Below are 14,371 nucleotides of genomic sequence, written 5' to 3'. Positions count from 1 at the left end.
CGCGAATGCGGTGGGTCAGGCAACACCAATGTTGAATGTCAGACCGCATTCGCGAGCAAGCCCGCTCCCACAGGGGGCTTCACCGAGCCAACTATTGCGGTTTTGCCTGGAGCCCTGTTACCCATGAAGCACAACGTCATCCTGGTAGTGCTCGACGGCCTCAATCATGAAGTCGCCCGGCATGCCATGGGGCATTTGCAGGCGTATGTCAGCGCAGGACGCGCGGCGCTCTACAAACTGGAATGTGAACTGCCGGCCCTGTCCCGACCACTCTACGAATGCATCCTCACCGGCGTCGTGCCCATCGACAGCGGGATCGTGCACAACAACGTCTCGCGCCTGTCGAACCAGCGCAGTATCTTCCACTACGCCAGCGCAGCCGGCTTGAGTACGGCAGCGGCTGCCTATCACTGGGTCAGCGAACTCTACAACGCGTCGCCGTTCGTGGCCGGTCGCGATCGCCATACCGACAACCCAGACCTGCCGATCCAGTACGGGCATTTCTACTGGAACGACCACTATCCCGATTCCCACCTGTTCGCCGACGCCGAACATTTGCGCCAGCGTTACTCGCCGAACTTCCTGCTGGTGCATCCGATGAACATCGACGATGCCGGCCACAAGCACGGCCTCGACACCCCGCAATACCGCAACAGCGCCCGCTCGGCCGACATCAATCTTGCGGTCTACCTGCAAGACTGGCTCGATGCCGGTTACCAGGTACTGGTGACGGCCGATCACGGCATGAACAACGACCGCTCCCACAACGGCCTGCTGGCCGAAGAGCGCGAAGTGCCGCTGTTTGTCCTCGGTGACGGCTTCAGCCTCGACCCTGCCGCGGCACCGAGACAGACCGAACTGTGCGGCACCATCTGCCGGCTGCTCGGCGTCGATCACGACAAACCCTATTGCCGGGAGCTGCTCAAGTGAATGCCATGACCCGCGGCAAATGGCTGGCAGCCTTGTGTCTGGTGCCCTTCGCGATTTTCTTCATCGTGTTCCAGATCGCCCCGCTGCTCTGGGTGCTGGTCAACAGCCTGGAATCGGAAGAGTTCGGCTGGGGCCTGGCCAATTTCAGCAAGATCTTCAATTCGAAGTTTTACCTGCAAGCGATCCAGCACAGCCTGGAAATCAGCTTCTGGTCCAGCGTATTCGGCATCATCATCGCCGTGCTCGGCAGCTATTCCCTGCGCCGGGTCGATTCGCGGCTGCGCAACTTCGTCAACGCGTTCGCCAACATGACCAGCAACTTCGCCGGCGTACCCCTGGCCTTCGCCTTCATCATCCTGTTGGGGTTCAACGGCAGCATCACGCTGATGCTCAAGCAGGCGGGGATCATCGAGGACTTCAACCTTTATTCGAAGACCGGCCTGATCATTCTCTACACCTATTTCCAGATTCCCCTGGGCGTGCTGTTGCTCTATCCGGCCTTTGACGCCCTGCGTGAAGACTGGCGCGAGTCCGCAGAGCTGTTGGGCGCCAGCGGCTGGCAATTCTGGCGGCATATTGGCCTGCCGGTGCTGACCCCGGCGTTGCTGGGCACCTTCGTGATCCTGCTGGCCAACGCCCTCGGCGCCTATGCCACGGTCTATGCGCTGACCACTGGTAACTTCAACGTACTGCCGATTCGCATTGCGGCCATGGTCTCCGGGGACATTTCCCTCGACCCGAACATGGCCAGTGCCCTGGCCGTGGTGCTGGTGGCATTGATGACCCTGGTGACCGTGATCCATCAGTTGCTGCTCAAGAGGAGCTACCATGTCTCGCGCTGAATCGAGCCCGGCCGGGCTCTATCATCGGGCGGTGGTGTACCTGCTGTTCGCCATCCTGCTGCTGCCCCTGGCCGGCACGTTGATCTACTCCATCGCCAGCAGTTGGTCAGCCACCGTGCTGCCCGCAGGCTTCACCTTCAAGTGGTATGTGCAGCTGTGGAGCGATCCGCGTTTCCTCAGCGCCTTCGGTCAATCGCTGCTGGTCTGCGTCGGTGCGCTGGTGCTCTCGGTGGTATTGATCCTACCGCTGCTGTTCGTGGTGCATTACCACTTCCCGAAACTCGACGCGCTGATGAACATCCTCATCCTGCTGCCCTTTGCGGTGCCGCCGGTGGTGTCGTCGGTGGGGCTGCTGCAACTTTACGGTTCCGGGCCGCTGGCCATGGTGGGCACGCCGTGGATCCTGATCGGCTGCTACTTCACCGTCGCCCTGCCGTTCATGTACCGGGCGATCACCAACAACCTGCAAGCCATCAACCTGCGGGACCTGATGGACGCCGCCCAACTGCTCGGCGCCAGCACCTTCCAGGCCGCCGTGCTGGTGGTGCTGCCCAACCTGCGCAAAGGCTTGATGGTGGCGTTGCTGCTGTCCTTCTCATTCCTGTTCGGCGAGTTCGTGTTTGCCAACATCCTCGTCGGCACCCGCTATGAAACCCTGCAGGTGTACCTGAACAACATGCGCAACAGCAGCGGTCACTTCACCAGTGCGCTGGTGATTTCCTACTTCTTCTTCGTACTGGTCCTGACCTGGGCGGCCAACATCTTGAACAAGGACAAAAGCCAATGAGCTACGTCAGCGTCCAACATCTGCAAAAAACCTACGCCGGCACGCCAGTGTTCAGCGACATCAACTGCCAGATCGGCAAAGGTGAGTTCGTCACCCTCCTCGGCCCTTCCGGCTGCGGCAAGTCCACCCTGTTGCGCTGCATTGCCGGCCTGACGCCGGTAGACGCCGGCCAGATCCTGCTGGACGGGCAAGACATCGTCCCACTGAACCCGCAAAAGCGCGGTATTGGCATGGTGTTCCAGAGCTACGCGTTGTTCCCCAACATGACCGTGGAACAGAACGTCGCCTTTGGCCTGCGCATGCAAAAGGTGAACGCCGAGGACAGCCGCCAGCGGGTGCTGGAGATCTTGCGCCTGGTGGAGCTGCACGACTTTGCCGGCCGCTACCCTCATCAATTGTCCGGCGGCCAGTGCCAGCGAGTGGCCCTGGCTCGCTCCCTGGTGACCCGTCCGCGTCTGTTGCTGCTGGACGAGCCGCTGTCGGCCCTCGATGCGCGGATTCGCAAGCACCTGCGCGAACAGATCCGTCAGATCCAGCGTGAACTGGGCTTGACCACGATTTTCGTCACACACGACCAGGAAGAAGCGCTGACCATGTCTGACCGGATTTTCCTGATGAATCAGGGAAAGATCGTACAGAGCGGCGATGCCGAAACCCTCTACACCGCGCCGGTGGATGTCTTCGCCGCGGGCTTCATCGGCAACTACAACCTGCTGGACGCCGACAGCGCCACCCGGCTGCTGCAACGTCCGGTGAGTGCGCGCATCGCCATTCGCCCGGAGGCCATCGAACTGAGTCGCAACGGCGAACCGGATGCGCTGATCCGCAGCCACAGCCTGCTGGGCAACGTCATCCGCTACCGGGTCGAGGCCCGCGGCGTGGAATTGGTGGTGGATGTGCTCAACCGCTCGGCCGCCGATCTGCATCCCGATGGGGCACGGCTGTCGCTTTCCATCGATCCGTCGGCGCTGTGTGAGGTAGCCTGATGGCGTTATTGATCTTGAAACTGATCTTGAAAAGGAAAACGCGTTGATGGCCCTGGCAATTTTTGATCTGGACGAAACCCTGATCCACGGCGATTGCGCCACCCTCTGGAGCGAGCAAATGGGCCGCCTGGGCTGGGTCGATCCCGAGTCCTTCATGCGCCGCAACAACGAGCTGATGGACGCCTACAGCCACGGCAAGCTGCTGATGGAGGCCTACATGGATTTCAGTCTGGAGCCAATGATCGGTCGCACACCCGAAGAAGTCGAACATCTGGTGACGCCCTGGGTGGAAGACTTCATCGAGCCGATCATCTTCAGCGACGCCACCCGCACCATCGCCGAACACCGCAAGGCCGGCGACCGGATCCTGGTGATCTCGGCCTCGGGCACGCACCTGGTCAAGCCGATTGCCGAGCGCCTGGGTATCGATGAAATCCTGGCAATCGAGCTTGAAGTGGCCCATGGGGTATACAGCGGCAAGACCGTGGGCACCCTGACCTACCGCGAAGGCAAGATCGCGCGGTTGCTGGACTGGCTGGATGCCGAGGAGGAGAACCTCGAAGGTGCAAGTTTCTACTCCGACTCGCGCAATGACCTGCCGTTGCTGCTGCGAGTGGACCACCCGCATGTGGTGAACCCGGACCCGGTGCTGAAGGCCCACGCCGAATCGGCCGGGTGGCCGATTCATAGCTGGAAATAAGCAGCCCTTTGGGAGCAAGCTTGCTCGCGATAGCGGTGCGTCAGTCAACCAATGCCCTTCCTGGCAGCCGTCTACCCAAGCCAATGGATGGCTGCTGCACGATCTGCTTCACACCTGCTGCAATAGCTCACGGCTGTTTCCCAGGTATCGCCAATCCGGGTTATCGCCTGCACCATCGGGTAACGGCGCCTGTTCATGGCTTCTCAACAAGAAATACTCGCGCTCGCCCTGGGCCGGACAATCACGGGCGTAGAGATCGCCGGGCCGACGACCCTGGCGTGCGGCATCGTCTTGTGAGCAACGATGCAACGGGCCGTAGGTGTTTTCCAGCGCCCGCTCAACATCGGCGATCGAACCCGAGCATTCGGAGGTGGGCCGCCATGTGCTGAAGTCCGGTAACTGGTCGGCAAATCGCGTTTCCCAGCCCTCGCCTCCCACCGTGACCGGCATCGGCAGCGGTTGCGCCAGGACGGGCACGACGATATGGGCAAGCAGCGTATCGCCACGCTTGAGCTCGACCTGGAGTTCGGTGCCAAGATAAGGGACATTGCAGTGGAACTTGTTCGAGCGACCCGCCCCCAGCCTTTGCGAACTCAACCTGAAACGAAAGTCCGTGCCAACCACATCGATATGCAACAGGTCGGCCGGGATAGGCACCTCGATCTCGTCGCCCTCGAATACGTGCCCAAAATTCCCATACAGCGGCAAGATGAAGGTCTCAAACTCGCCGAGTGGGTCGATGAATCCGACCAGGGTCACGACAGACACCCCCAGCAGTATTGGCTTCGGACGACCGGTATCGTAGGGCTCCAGCGCTTGGGTGACCGTATTGAAAATGCTGTAGCCGGTGAGGCTGTCAGGATCGACAAACGGCACCCTGCTGAGGGCCCGCTGCAGCGCAGAGGCACTGTAGTTCGTATGCTGGACATACTCGGAAATGGTCCCCGATACCCAGCCCGAGGCCATAGTGTCGGTATTGAACTTGTATTTGTCGGCGAATGGCGCAACGCAATAACAAGACGTATCTCCCGGCTCGCAGCTGGCACCGTCCGATTTCATGCAGGTGTGACCCGAGTGCCCCCAGCGCAGGCTGGCGATCAAGCGCTTGCGCCAGAGATCGTAGCCCCAGCTGTAGCCGGGCTGGTGAATGGAGCCGGGACCGCCTCCGGGAAAATGGCCGAGGCCCAGGTTATGCCCCAACTCATGGGAGCACTCATTACCCTTGGTTTCATACAGCGTGGCCATGCCGCCCCCACCACTCAAGCCATGGTGGACGATGCCATTGCTGTAGTTGCCGACGCTGGTGTGTGCAACCACCTGCAAATGGGGCACCGGGTTGGGTAGTTGCTCGTTATTACCCGCGCTGTCGCGAATACCGTAATTGGCCAGGTTGATACCCGTGGAGATCAGCGACTTCCCGACATCCTGGCGCATGTCCCCCTCGTGGAAAGAGCCTCGAACGTCACTGGCCTCGGTGTAGACCTTTCCGGAGGACATCACCACCCGCGCCAAGTGGACGGGGGCGTATTGCGCAACCACTAGCTTGGCAACAGGGATTTTCTGAAAATAATCCACACCGGCCAAGGCCGGCTGCGTAATGAAGTTGTGCTCCGGAGGTAACTCTCCAGTCTCGGGTAGAGGTGCTCTTGGGTCCGCCAACATACCGATCTGGATATTTTGCAGGATCAGTTGCATCGGCGCGCCAAACTTCAGTCGGCTGGCCCCCAATTGATTGACGATCAAGTTGTCGAAGCCAATGCCCAAAGACAACCCGGGGCGCATCCAGGCCGCCGGTATCACGGTACTCCAAGCTTCCCGAAGATAGACCACACTGTCATCGTCGGGATCGGCCGGCGCGTCGGAGGCCGGTACGCCCTCGCTGAACGCCCGCTCGCCGAACTGGGAGACCGCAACGACAGGAAAATACCTGACACCAGGGGAACGCCTGAAGATCACCAGGGTTTCACGTCCAACGACCAGCCAGGGCCCACGATCCAGTTCCGGAACGGTCATCGTGTGGCTTTGCACGAAAAAAACCTGTCCGTATTGAAGATTGGTCTTCAGGGGTGTGTCTTCCAGAAAATCGTACGTAGTGCCTTGCCGAGGGCGCTGTCCCGCCTCTGCTTGCGCCGTGAGGCCAAGGGATTCACGGCACTGGGTCAGGGTTTCCTTGTCGATGCGCTGGCCTGCCAGCAGCTCGATCGCAGCATCGGTAGGGGTCAACCCGGTCTGCATGAGTGCCAAGGCCGCGCGCCGGGCATTCGTCGCACTCGAATCGTTTGTCATGGGAAACCTCGCCTGGTGTGGTGCGAGAGGGAGAGCCTCTTTTCCAGAGGCTCGAGGTGCATGAGCTGATCAAAGAGGCATCGGTCATTTCGCCCCCACTCTAGGGCCGGACATTTGCAGGCGTCTACTGTCAGACCCGACAGGGTGTATGTCTATCCAACGCGCTGAGTCAGCTCAAACTCCCATCAATCACCAACACCAACTTCCCCGACACCTGATTGGTCGCCAGCTCCGCAAACGCCGCCTCGGCATCCTGGATGGCAAAGGTTTTCGCCAGTTGCGGGCTCAAACGACCTTCTGCAAACAGCGGCCAGACCTGCCGGCCCAACTCACTGATCAGATCAGCCTTGAACTGGTCGTCACGACTGCGCAACGTCGAGCCCAACAGTTGGATACGCTTGCCCAGGACCTGGGCCAGGTCAAGTTCGGCCGAGCGACCGCCCATGAGCCCGATCAGCACCCAGCGTCCGTCAACTGACAAAAGTTTCACATTGAGTTTGGCGTAGTTCGCACCCACTGGATCGAGGATCACATCGAAGGGGCCGAACTCGCTCAAACGGTTGATATCGTCGCTGCGAATCACACCGCCCTGAGCGCCCAAGGCTTCGCAATAAGCCAGCCGATCCGCCGAACCGACACTGACCCAGCACGGGTTGCCGAACGCCTTGCACAGCTGGATCGCAGCCGAGCCGACGCCACTGGCCCCGGCGTGCAACAGCACTTTTTCCCCCGGTTTGAGCGCGGCCAGTTGAAACAGATTCAGCCACGCGGTGCTGTAGACCTCAGGCAGCGCGGCGGCTTCAGCCAACGACAAGCCCTCCGGCACCGGCAACACATGGCGGCCATCGACCACTACTTCTTCAGCCATCCCACCGCCGGCCAGCAGCGCACAAACGCGGTCGCCGACTGCCCAGGACGATCCCGGGCCGACTTCGCTGATGACCCCGGAACACTCCAGCCCCAGTACCTGGCTCGCGCCGGGCGGCGGCGGATAAAGCCCTGCCTTCTGCAATAAATCGGCCCGATTCAGGCCGGCCGCCGCCACCCGAATCCGAACTTGCCCTGCATCACACGCAGGAGTTGGCTCCTGCGCCCATACCACTTGGCCTTCAACGCCTTGCAATGCTTTCACGGTGCCTCCATAGTGAGTCTCGACTGGGCCCGCTGCTGTAACGCCGGGCTTTCTTGCATTATGCGCCCGGGCCACATGGAACCGGCGACTTCAAAGACGGCCTAATATGCGTTATCAATTGTCCCTGCGTCGAATCAGCATGAAGCGTTTGTTCCCCAGTACTGCACTTGCCCTTTTCATTGGCCTTGGCGTTTCCACGCTCTCAAGCAACACGTTTGCGGCCAACAGCTGGGACAAGCTTCAGCCCGATCGTGACGAGGTGATTGCCAGCCTTAACGTCGTCGAGCTGCTCAAGCGCCATCACTACAGCAAGCCGCCGCTCGACGACGCGCGCTCGGTCATCATCTATGACAGCTACCTGAAGCTGCTTGATCCGTCGCGCAGTTATTTCCTGGCCAGCGACATCGCCGAATTCGACAAGTGGAAAACCCAGTTCGACGATTTCCTCAAGAGCGGCGACCTGAACGCCGGGTTCATCATCTACAAGCGCTACCTGGACCGGGTGAAAGCGCGTCTGGACTACGCCCTCGCCGAGCTGGACAAAGGCGTCGACAAAATCGATTTCAATGCCAAGGAAACCTTGCTGGTTGATCGCAAGGACGCCCCTTGGCTCAAAAGCAGCGCAGAGCTCGACGACCTATGGCGCAAACGCGTCAAGGACGAAGTGCTGCGCATGAAGATCGCCGGCAAGGATCCCAAGCAGATCCAGGAAACCCTGACCAAGCGCTACAAGAACCAACTGGCGCGCCTGGACCAGACCCGTGCCGAGGATATCTTCCAGGCGTACATCAACACTTTCGCCATGTCCTACGACCCGCACACCAACTATCTGTCGCCGGATAACGCGGAAAACTTCGACATCAACATGAGCCTGTCCCTGGAAGGCATCGGCGCGGTCCTGCAAAGCGACAACGACCAGGTCAAGATCGTACGCCTGGTGCCGGCGGGGCCGGCGGACAAGACCAAACAGGTCGGGCCGGCGGACAAGATCATCGGTGTTGCCCAGGGCAACAAGGAAATGGTCGACGTGGTCGGCTGGCGCCTGGACGAAGTGGTCAAGCTGATCCGCGGTCCGAAAGGTTCGGTGGTGCGCCTGGAAGTTATCCCGGCCAGCAATGCGCCAAACGACCAGACCAGCAAGATCGTCGCCATCACCCGTGAAGCGGTGAAGCTGGAAGAGCAGGCGGCGAAGAAATCGGTCCTCAATCTGAAACAGGACGGCAAGGACTACAAGCTCGGCGTCATCGAGATCCCGGCCTTCTACCTGGACTTCAAGGCGTTCCGCGCCGGCGATCCGGACTACAAGAGCACCACCCGCGACGTCAAGAAGCTGCTGACCGAGCTGCAGAAAGAAAAAGTCGACGGTGTCGTCATCGACTTGCGCAACAACGGCGGCGGCTCCCTGCAGGAAGCCACCGAGTTGACCAGCCTGTTCATCGACAAAGGCCCGACCGTGCTCGTACGTAATGCCGATGGCCGCGTGGATGTGCTGGAAGACGAAAACCCAGGGGCTTTCTACAAAGGACCGATGGCGCTGCTGGTCAACCGCCTGTCCGCTTCGGCCTCGGAAATTTTTGCCGGCGCCATGCAGGATTATCACCGCGCGCTGATCATCGGCGGCCAGACCTTCGGCAAAGGCACCGTGCAGACCATCCAGCCGCTCAACCATGGTGAGCTGAAACTGACCCTGGCGAAGTTCTACCGGGTTTCCGGCCAGAGCACCCAGCATCAGGGCGTACTGCCGGACATCGACTACCCGTCGATCATCGACACCAAGGAAATCGGCGAAAGCGCCCTGCCCGAAGCCATGCCGTGGGACACCATCAAGCCCGCGATCAAGCCGGCCGTGGATCCGTTCAAGCCATTCCTGAGCCAGCTCAAGTCCGAACATGACAGCCGCACGGCCCAGGATGCCGAGTTTGTGTTCATCCGCGACAAGCTGGCCCTGGCGCAAAAACTGATGCTGGAGAAAACCGTCACCCTCAACGAAGCCGACCGTCGCGCGCAGCATGCCGACATCGAAGCCAAGCAACTGGCGATGGAAAACCTGCGTCGCAAGGCCAAGGGCGAAGAACCACTCAAAGAACTGAAGAAAGAGGACGAAGACCTGATCACCGAGCCGGAGAAAACCAAGCCGGAAGACGATGCCTACCTGAGCGAAACCGGGCGGATCCTGCTGGATTACCTGAAGCTCAACACGGCGGTGGCCAAACACTAAAGATGATGGCGATTTAATGGTGATGCTCGCCGGAGTGTCATCAAACTGACATCGGTCTGTCGTGAAATAAGGACCGGGCGCCTCCTGAATGGAGAGCGCCCGGTCCTTTTTTATCGCCAGAGAAAGCCATGACCACGACAGAACAGCTGGGTGCCTTGAGTTCAATCCTGACTCAAAGCGGTTTGCACAGCCTGTTCCAGCCGATCCTCTGCCTATCCGAACGACGCATCGTCGGTTACGAAGCCTTGACTCGCGGCCCGTCCAACAGTCCGTTGCACTCCCCCATCGCCTTGCTCTCCGTGGCCCGCCAGGCCGGGCGTCTCAGCGAGCTGGAACTGGCCTGCCGACGCAGCGCCTGTCACCGCTTCAACGAGCAGAAACTGCCGGGCAAGTTATTCCTCAACGTTTCGCCCGAATCGCTGCTAGAGGCGGCGCACCAGACCGGGCGCACATTGCAACTGTTGCAAGACTTCGGCATCCCGCCCAGCCAGGTCGTGATCGAACTGACCGAACAGACCCCCATCGATGACTTCCAGCTGTTGCAGAACGCCCTGCATCACTACCGGGCGATGGGCTTCTCGATTGCCCTGGACGACCTGGGCGCCGGGTATTCGAGCCTACGGCTCTGGTCGGAATTGCGTCCGGACTACGTCAAGATCGACCGGCATTTCATCGACGGCATTCATCAGGATGCCCTCAAGCGCGAATTCGTCGGCTCTATCCTGAAAATCGCTCGTACGTCCCGGGCCCAAGTGATCGCCGAAGGTATTGAACTGCCGGAAGAATTGGCGGTGCTGATCGAAATGGGCGTCGACCTGGTCCAGGGCTACCTGGTCGCCAGGCCTCAGGAACAGCCGTCGCGCGATGCCAGGGCGCTGATGCCCAAACAGGACAGCGGCGTGGTGTCGCTGAACGACGAGGTCAACGATCTCGGCGCGCTGCTCAACGAACAGCCGGCCGTGGCCCACGACACCCCGACCGCCACCGTGCTGGACGCGTTTCGCCGCCAGGCCAACCTCAACTCTCTGGCCGTGCTGGACGATCGGGAACAACCCTGCGGCATCGTACATCGCCATTCACTCTCCGACGCCTTGCTCAAGCCCTTCGCCACCGACCTGTTCGCCCGCAAGCCCATCAGCCGCCTGATGAGCGACGACTTCCTCGCGGTGGAACTGACCCAGTCGTTGCAACAGGTCAGCCGCCTCATCACCAGCCGCGCCCGGCAACGCATCGAAGAAGATTTCATCATCACCCTCAACGGCAGCTACCTGGGCCTGGGCCGGGTAATCGACGTGCTCAAGCTGATCACCGAATTGAAAATCCAACAGGCCCGCTACGCCAACCCACTGACCCTGCTGCCGGGCAACGTACCGATCCAGCAATGCCTCACCCGCGTGCTGCAGCAGCGCCAGGAATCGGTGATCTGCTACGTCGACATCGACAGCTTCAAACCCTTCAACGACATCTACGGCTACGGCCGCGGCGACGAAGTCCTACTGTGCCTGGCGCAATGCCTGAACGAACGCATCGACCCCAGCCGCGACTTCGTCGGCCACATCGGCGGCGACGACTTCCTCCTGGTCCTCGGCCCCGAAGACTGGCGCAAACGCCTCGACCAGCTCCTGAGCGACTTCCAGACCCACTGCCGGCGGTTCTACCGACCCGAACACCTGGAGGCCGGGTGCTTCACAGCGTTGAATCGACAGGGCGTTCGCCAGGATTTTCCTTTGTTGTCGCTGTCGATCGGGGTGGTGCATCTACGGTCGGAGGCGTGTGGGGAGTTGGATGCGAGCCAGTTGGCAGAACTGGCTTCGCAGGCCAAGCATCATGCGAAGGAGATTGTTGGGGGGAGTTTGTATTTGATAGATGGATTGGTTGAACAGGTGCCGGTGGTGGAGTTGGACTTGTTGATGTGAGTGGATTACCGCTTGCATCCACGCCACGGCTCGAACGCCTAGCGATACCTCTGTGGCGAGGGGATTTATCCCCGCTGGGCTGCGGAGCAGCCCTAAAGCAGCGAACTCATTCCTCCTGATACTCCGAGTTGTCTGGTTTGGGGGCTGCTCTACAGCCCAGCGGGGATAAATCCCCTCGCCACAAAGCAGCTTGGCGGCGTGTGGATTGAGTTGATCGAAAACGAGCTGTCAGTGAAATCAATTCCTTCCCGATCAACTCTGGAGTTATATCCCAGTTCAAGCCAACCTGACCTTTTTTAAGGTATTCGTTAAAGCAGCCGCCAGCTCAACCCAGTCCTTGGCTTCCTCGCTATAGACGGGAGCATCCCAATTGCATTCCAGAATCAGCGAAACTCTAAAAAAACCGGACTCACAAAACTCCGGGTACCAACCAATATCGATTATTTGCTCGAAGGGAAAGGACGCTTGAAATAGGTCCTCTTTCAACTCATCTATTATTTCGGCCACACCTACCGATTGGTCGAGGCAAGAAATATCATCGAAAGTTATTACGCCACCTAGTGCTTTTACTTCGTACAGTTCCATAGATTATTTTTTCTTCTTGGTCAATTTTCTAAATGACTCTTCCGAGATCGGATGTCCATGGATTGTGTTTGCGCTCAGCTCAACTCTCATATATCTCGTCTCCTTTCCGTCGTTTGCTCCAATCGTTCGCCCCATATCCATTACCTTCCAAGGCTTTCCGTTGGTTACGTCCTGTCCGTTGGCAAAGACCAGACGCTCAAGAGCCTCTATATCAGTGTCAGGAAGATACTTGGCTGCTCCTCCATTTGCGGTGGATTTAACGACAGATGACCATGGAGCCTTTGGCGCAACGTGTTTGTTTCCGTGCCTCGTCCATTGAACATCAGGAGTGCTTGGTGTGCCCTCATTAACACTTACATTTTGCTCAGGCGCTTCGCCGCCTCGTTCGGGGTTGCATTTGTTTTCTCCCGGGCAATCCACCAACCCCAACGGATCCACCCACCCCGTCGGGTTCAGGGTGTACCGATACCCATTGAGCCCACCCGCCAACTTACTCGGATCCGGCGTCAGGTAGCGTCCAGTCTCGGGATTGTAGTAGCGGTGGCGGTTGTAATGCAGGCCACTTTCAGGATCAAAGTATTGGCCCTGGAAGCGCAGCGGTTGATCCAGTTGTTCGCCGCCGCCATGGGTTTGCTCGGTGAGTTTGCCGTAGCCGGCGTAGCGGGCGGACCAGACGATCTGGCCAGCGAAGTTGGTCAACTCCTGAGGCGTGCCCAGGTGGTCGAGGTGGTAGTAGAACGGGCAGGCGTTCAGGCCTTTGCCATCGAGCATGGCCAGGGGGCGGAAGGTGCCGGGTTCGTAGAGGTAGCTGCGGTGGTGGCGTGGGCTGCTTTCGGCGACGAGTTGGTCGCCTTGCCAGAAAAATTCCGTGGTCAGGCCGTCTACGGTCTTGCTGATGCGTCGGCCGAAGGCGTCGTAGCGGTAGGACGTTTCGCGACCGTCCGGGGTGGTGAGGCCGATCAGCCGGTGCTGGCTGTCGTAGCGGTATTCGGTGACGAGGCTGTGGGCCTTGCCCCGGCGTTCGCGGATCAGATTGCCGAAGGCGTCGTAGTCGTAGTGCCGGTCGCCGTCCAGCAGCAGGCGGTTGCCCTTGAAGGTGACGGGACCGGGGCGGTCCATCATCAACAGGTTGCCGGCCGGGTCGTGGCCGTAGTGTTCCGGCGGCTCGGTGTGGGAAAAGTCGATGCGGGTCAAGCGATCCCGCTGATCGTACTGGTAGCTGCGGCGGTTTCGGTTGTCGGAAAGGGTTTCGAGGTGGCCTTTGGCGCTGTAGGCATAATCGCGCCAGAACAGTTGTTGCTGGTTTTGCCACACCGTCTGGGCCTTGAGCCGGCCCTGTTCGTCGTAGTCATACTGGCTGCGCAGCAGGCCCTGCTGGCGCTGCACTTCGCGGCCGCCGCGACTTTGATGGTCGGTGAGTCGGGTGCCGTTGAGGTCGATGGCGGTCAGCGCGCCGCCGGTGGCGTGGTGGAAATCGAGCTGGCTGTTGTCCGGCAGGCGCAGGTGGTTGAGGCGACCGCAGGCGTCGTAGCGATAACGCAGGGTGCCCCAGCCCTGGTGCTCGCCGATCAGGCGGTCCTGGGCGTCGTATTCAAAAGCCAGTGGGTGATCGGTGCCGTCATCGACCGACACCAGCCGCCCCGGGCCGTCGTAGCGGTATTGAATGACTTGGCCGTCGGGCAAGGTCTTGACCAACAGCCGTCCGGCCGCGTCGCGCTGGTAGGCGGTGACCCGTTGCGTACCGTCGTCGCCGTGCTCAATCTTCTCCAGCAGGTGGCCGTTGAGGTCGTAGGCATAGGCGGTGCGTTGCCCATCGAAGCCGACTTGCTGTCGGATCAGTCCGCCGGGCGTGTAGTCCAGCCGATAGGTTTCGCCGCGTTCGTTTTCGATCTCGGTCAGCAACAGCCGCGCCGAGTCGTAGCGGTACTTGAGCTGCGTGCCGTCGGGGTTGAGGCGGCGCCTGACCAGGTGCAGGTCGTCGGCGTATTC

At 60.1% G+C, this 14,371-nt stretch carries 11 protein-coding genes; 7 read left to right on the top strand and 4 right to left on the bottom strand.

Annotated features, from left to right (window positions below; genetic code table 11):
- The first annotated feature begins 123 nt into the window (after window positions 1–123).
- From RGM2987_RS02710 to RGM2987_RS02690, 5 genes are read left to right on the top strand one after another with little or no spacing between them, the layout of a single operon-like run.
- Window positions 124–930, top strand: coding sequence for an alkaline phosphatase family protein (locus tag RGM2987_RS02710; RefSeq protein ID WP_245138579.1), 807 nt, complete (start codon window positions 124–126; stop codon window positions 928–930).
- A gap of 5 nt (window positions 931–935) precedes the next feature.
- Window positions 936–1,772, top strand: coding sequence for an ABC transporter permease subunit (locus RGM2987_RS02705; protein WP_245138580.1), 837 nt, complete (start codon window positions 936–938; stop codon window positions 1,770–1,772).
- A complete protein-coding gene (locus RGM2987_RS02700; protein WP_245138578.1) occupies window positions 1,759–2,559 on the top strand; it encodes an ABC transporter permease in 801 nt (266 codons plus the stop codon). Before RGM2987_RS02705 ends, RGM2987_RS02700 begins: the two co-directional genes overlap by 14 nt.
- Window positions 2,556–3,545 (top strand): ABC transporter ATP-binding protein, encoded by a 990-nt coding sequence (locus tag RGM2987_RS02695; RefSeq protein WP_245138577.1) that lies wholly within the window; start codon window positions 2,556–2,558, stop codon window positions 3,543–3,545. The genes RGM2987_RS02700 and RGM2987_RS02695 overlap by 4 nt, the downstream gene beginning before the upstream one ends.
- 46 nt (window positions 3,546–3,591) lie before the next feature.
- Entirely contained in the window at window positions 3,592–4,245 is a 654-nt protein-coding gene (locus tag RGM2987_RS02690) for an HAD family hydrolase (protein WP_245138576.1), read from the top strand.
- A 108-nt stretch (window positions 4,246–4,353) separates the two neighbouring features.
- On the opposite strand, the gene RGM2987_RS02685 is transcribed toward RGM2987_RS02690, so the two are convergent.
- Together RGM2987_RS02685 and RGM2987_RS02680 are read right to left on the bottom strand one after the other, a co-directional pair.
- Complete coding sequence (locus RGM2987_RS02685; protein WP_245138575.1) at window positions 4,354–6,531, bottom strand: M66 family metalloprotease; 2,178 nt, start codon at window positions 6,529–6,531, stop codon at window positions 4,354–4,356.
- 169 nt (window positions 6,532–6,700) lie between these two features.
- Window positions 6,701–7,663 (bottom strand): NAD(P)H-quinone oxidoreductase, encoded by a 963-nt coding sequence (locus tag RGM2987_RS02680; RefSeq protein ID WP_245138574.1) that lies wholly within the window; start codon window positions 7,661–7,663, stop codon window positions 6,701–6,703.
- Window positions 7,664–7,802: 139 nt separating this feature from the next.
- Here RGM2987_RS02680 and RGM2987_RS02675 point away from each other — a divergent pair, with 139 nt between their 5' ends.
- Both RGM2987_RS02675 and RGM2987_RS02670 read left to right on the top strand, forming a co-directional pair.
- Window positions 7,803–9,881 (top strand): carboxy terminal-processing peptidase, encoded by a 2,079-nt coding sequence (locus RGM2987_RS02675; protein ID WP_245138573.1) that lies wholly within the window; start codon window positions 7,803–7,805, stop codon window positions 9,879–9,881.
- A 128-nt stretch (window positions 9,882–10,009) separates the two neighbouring features.
- The gene (locus RGM2987_RS02670; protein ID WP_245138572.1) at window positions 10,010–11,797 is read left to right on the top strand and encodes a bifunctional diguanylate cyclase/phosphodiesterase; all 1,788 of its coding nucleotides are present in this window, start codon (window positions 10,010–10,012) and stop codon (window positions 11,795–11,797) included.
- A gap of 276 nt (window positions 11,798–12,073) precedes the next feature.
- Here the strand turns inward: RGM2987_RS02670 and RGM2987_RS02665 are convergent, their stop codons facing one another.
- Together RGM2987_RS02665 and RGM2987_RS02660 are read right to left on the bottom strand one after the other, a co-directional pair.
- Window positions 12,074–12,382, bottom strand: coding sequence for a hypothetical protein (locus RGM2987_RS02665; protein WP_245138571.1), 309 nt, complete (start codon window positions 12,380–12,382; stop codon window positions 12,074–12,076).
- Window positions 12,383–12,385: 3 nt separating this feature from the next.
- A partial coding sequence (locus tag RGM2987_RS02660) for an RHS repeat-associated core domain-containing protein (RefSeq protein ID WP_245138570.1) occupies window positions 12,386–14,371 on the bottom strand: 1,986 nt, incomplete at its 5' end.

Source organism: Pseudomonas sp. RGM2987 (assembly GCF_022952855.1).
GTDB lineage: Bacteria > Pseudomonadota > Gammaproteobacteria > Pseudomonadales > Pseudomonadaceae > Aquipseudomonas.
This window is presented reverse-complemented; position numbering and strand designations above follow the sequence as displayed.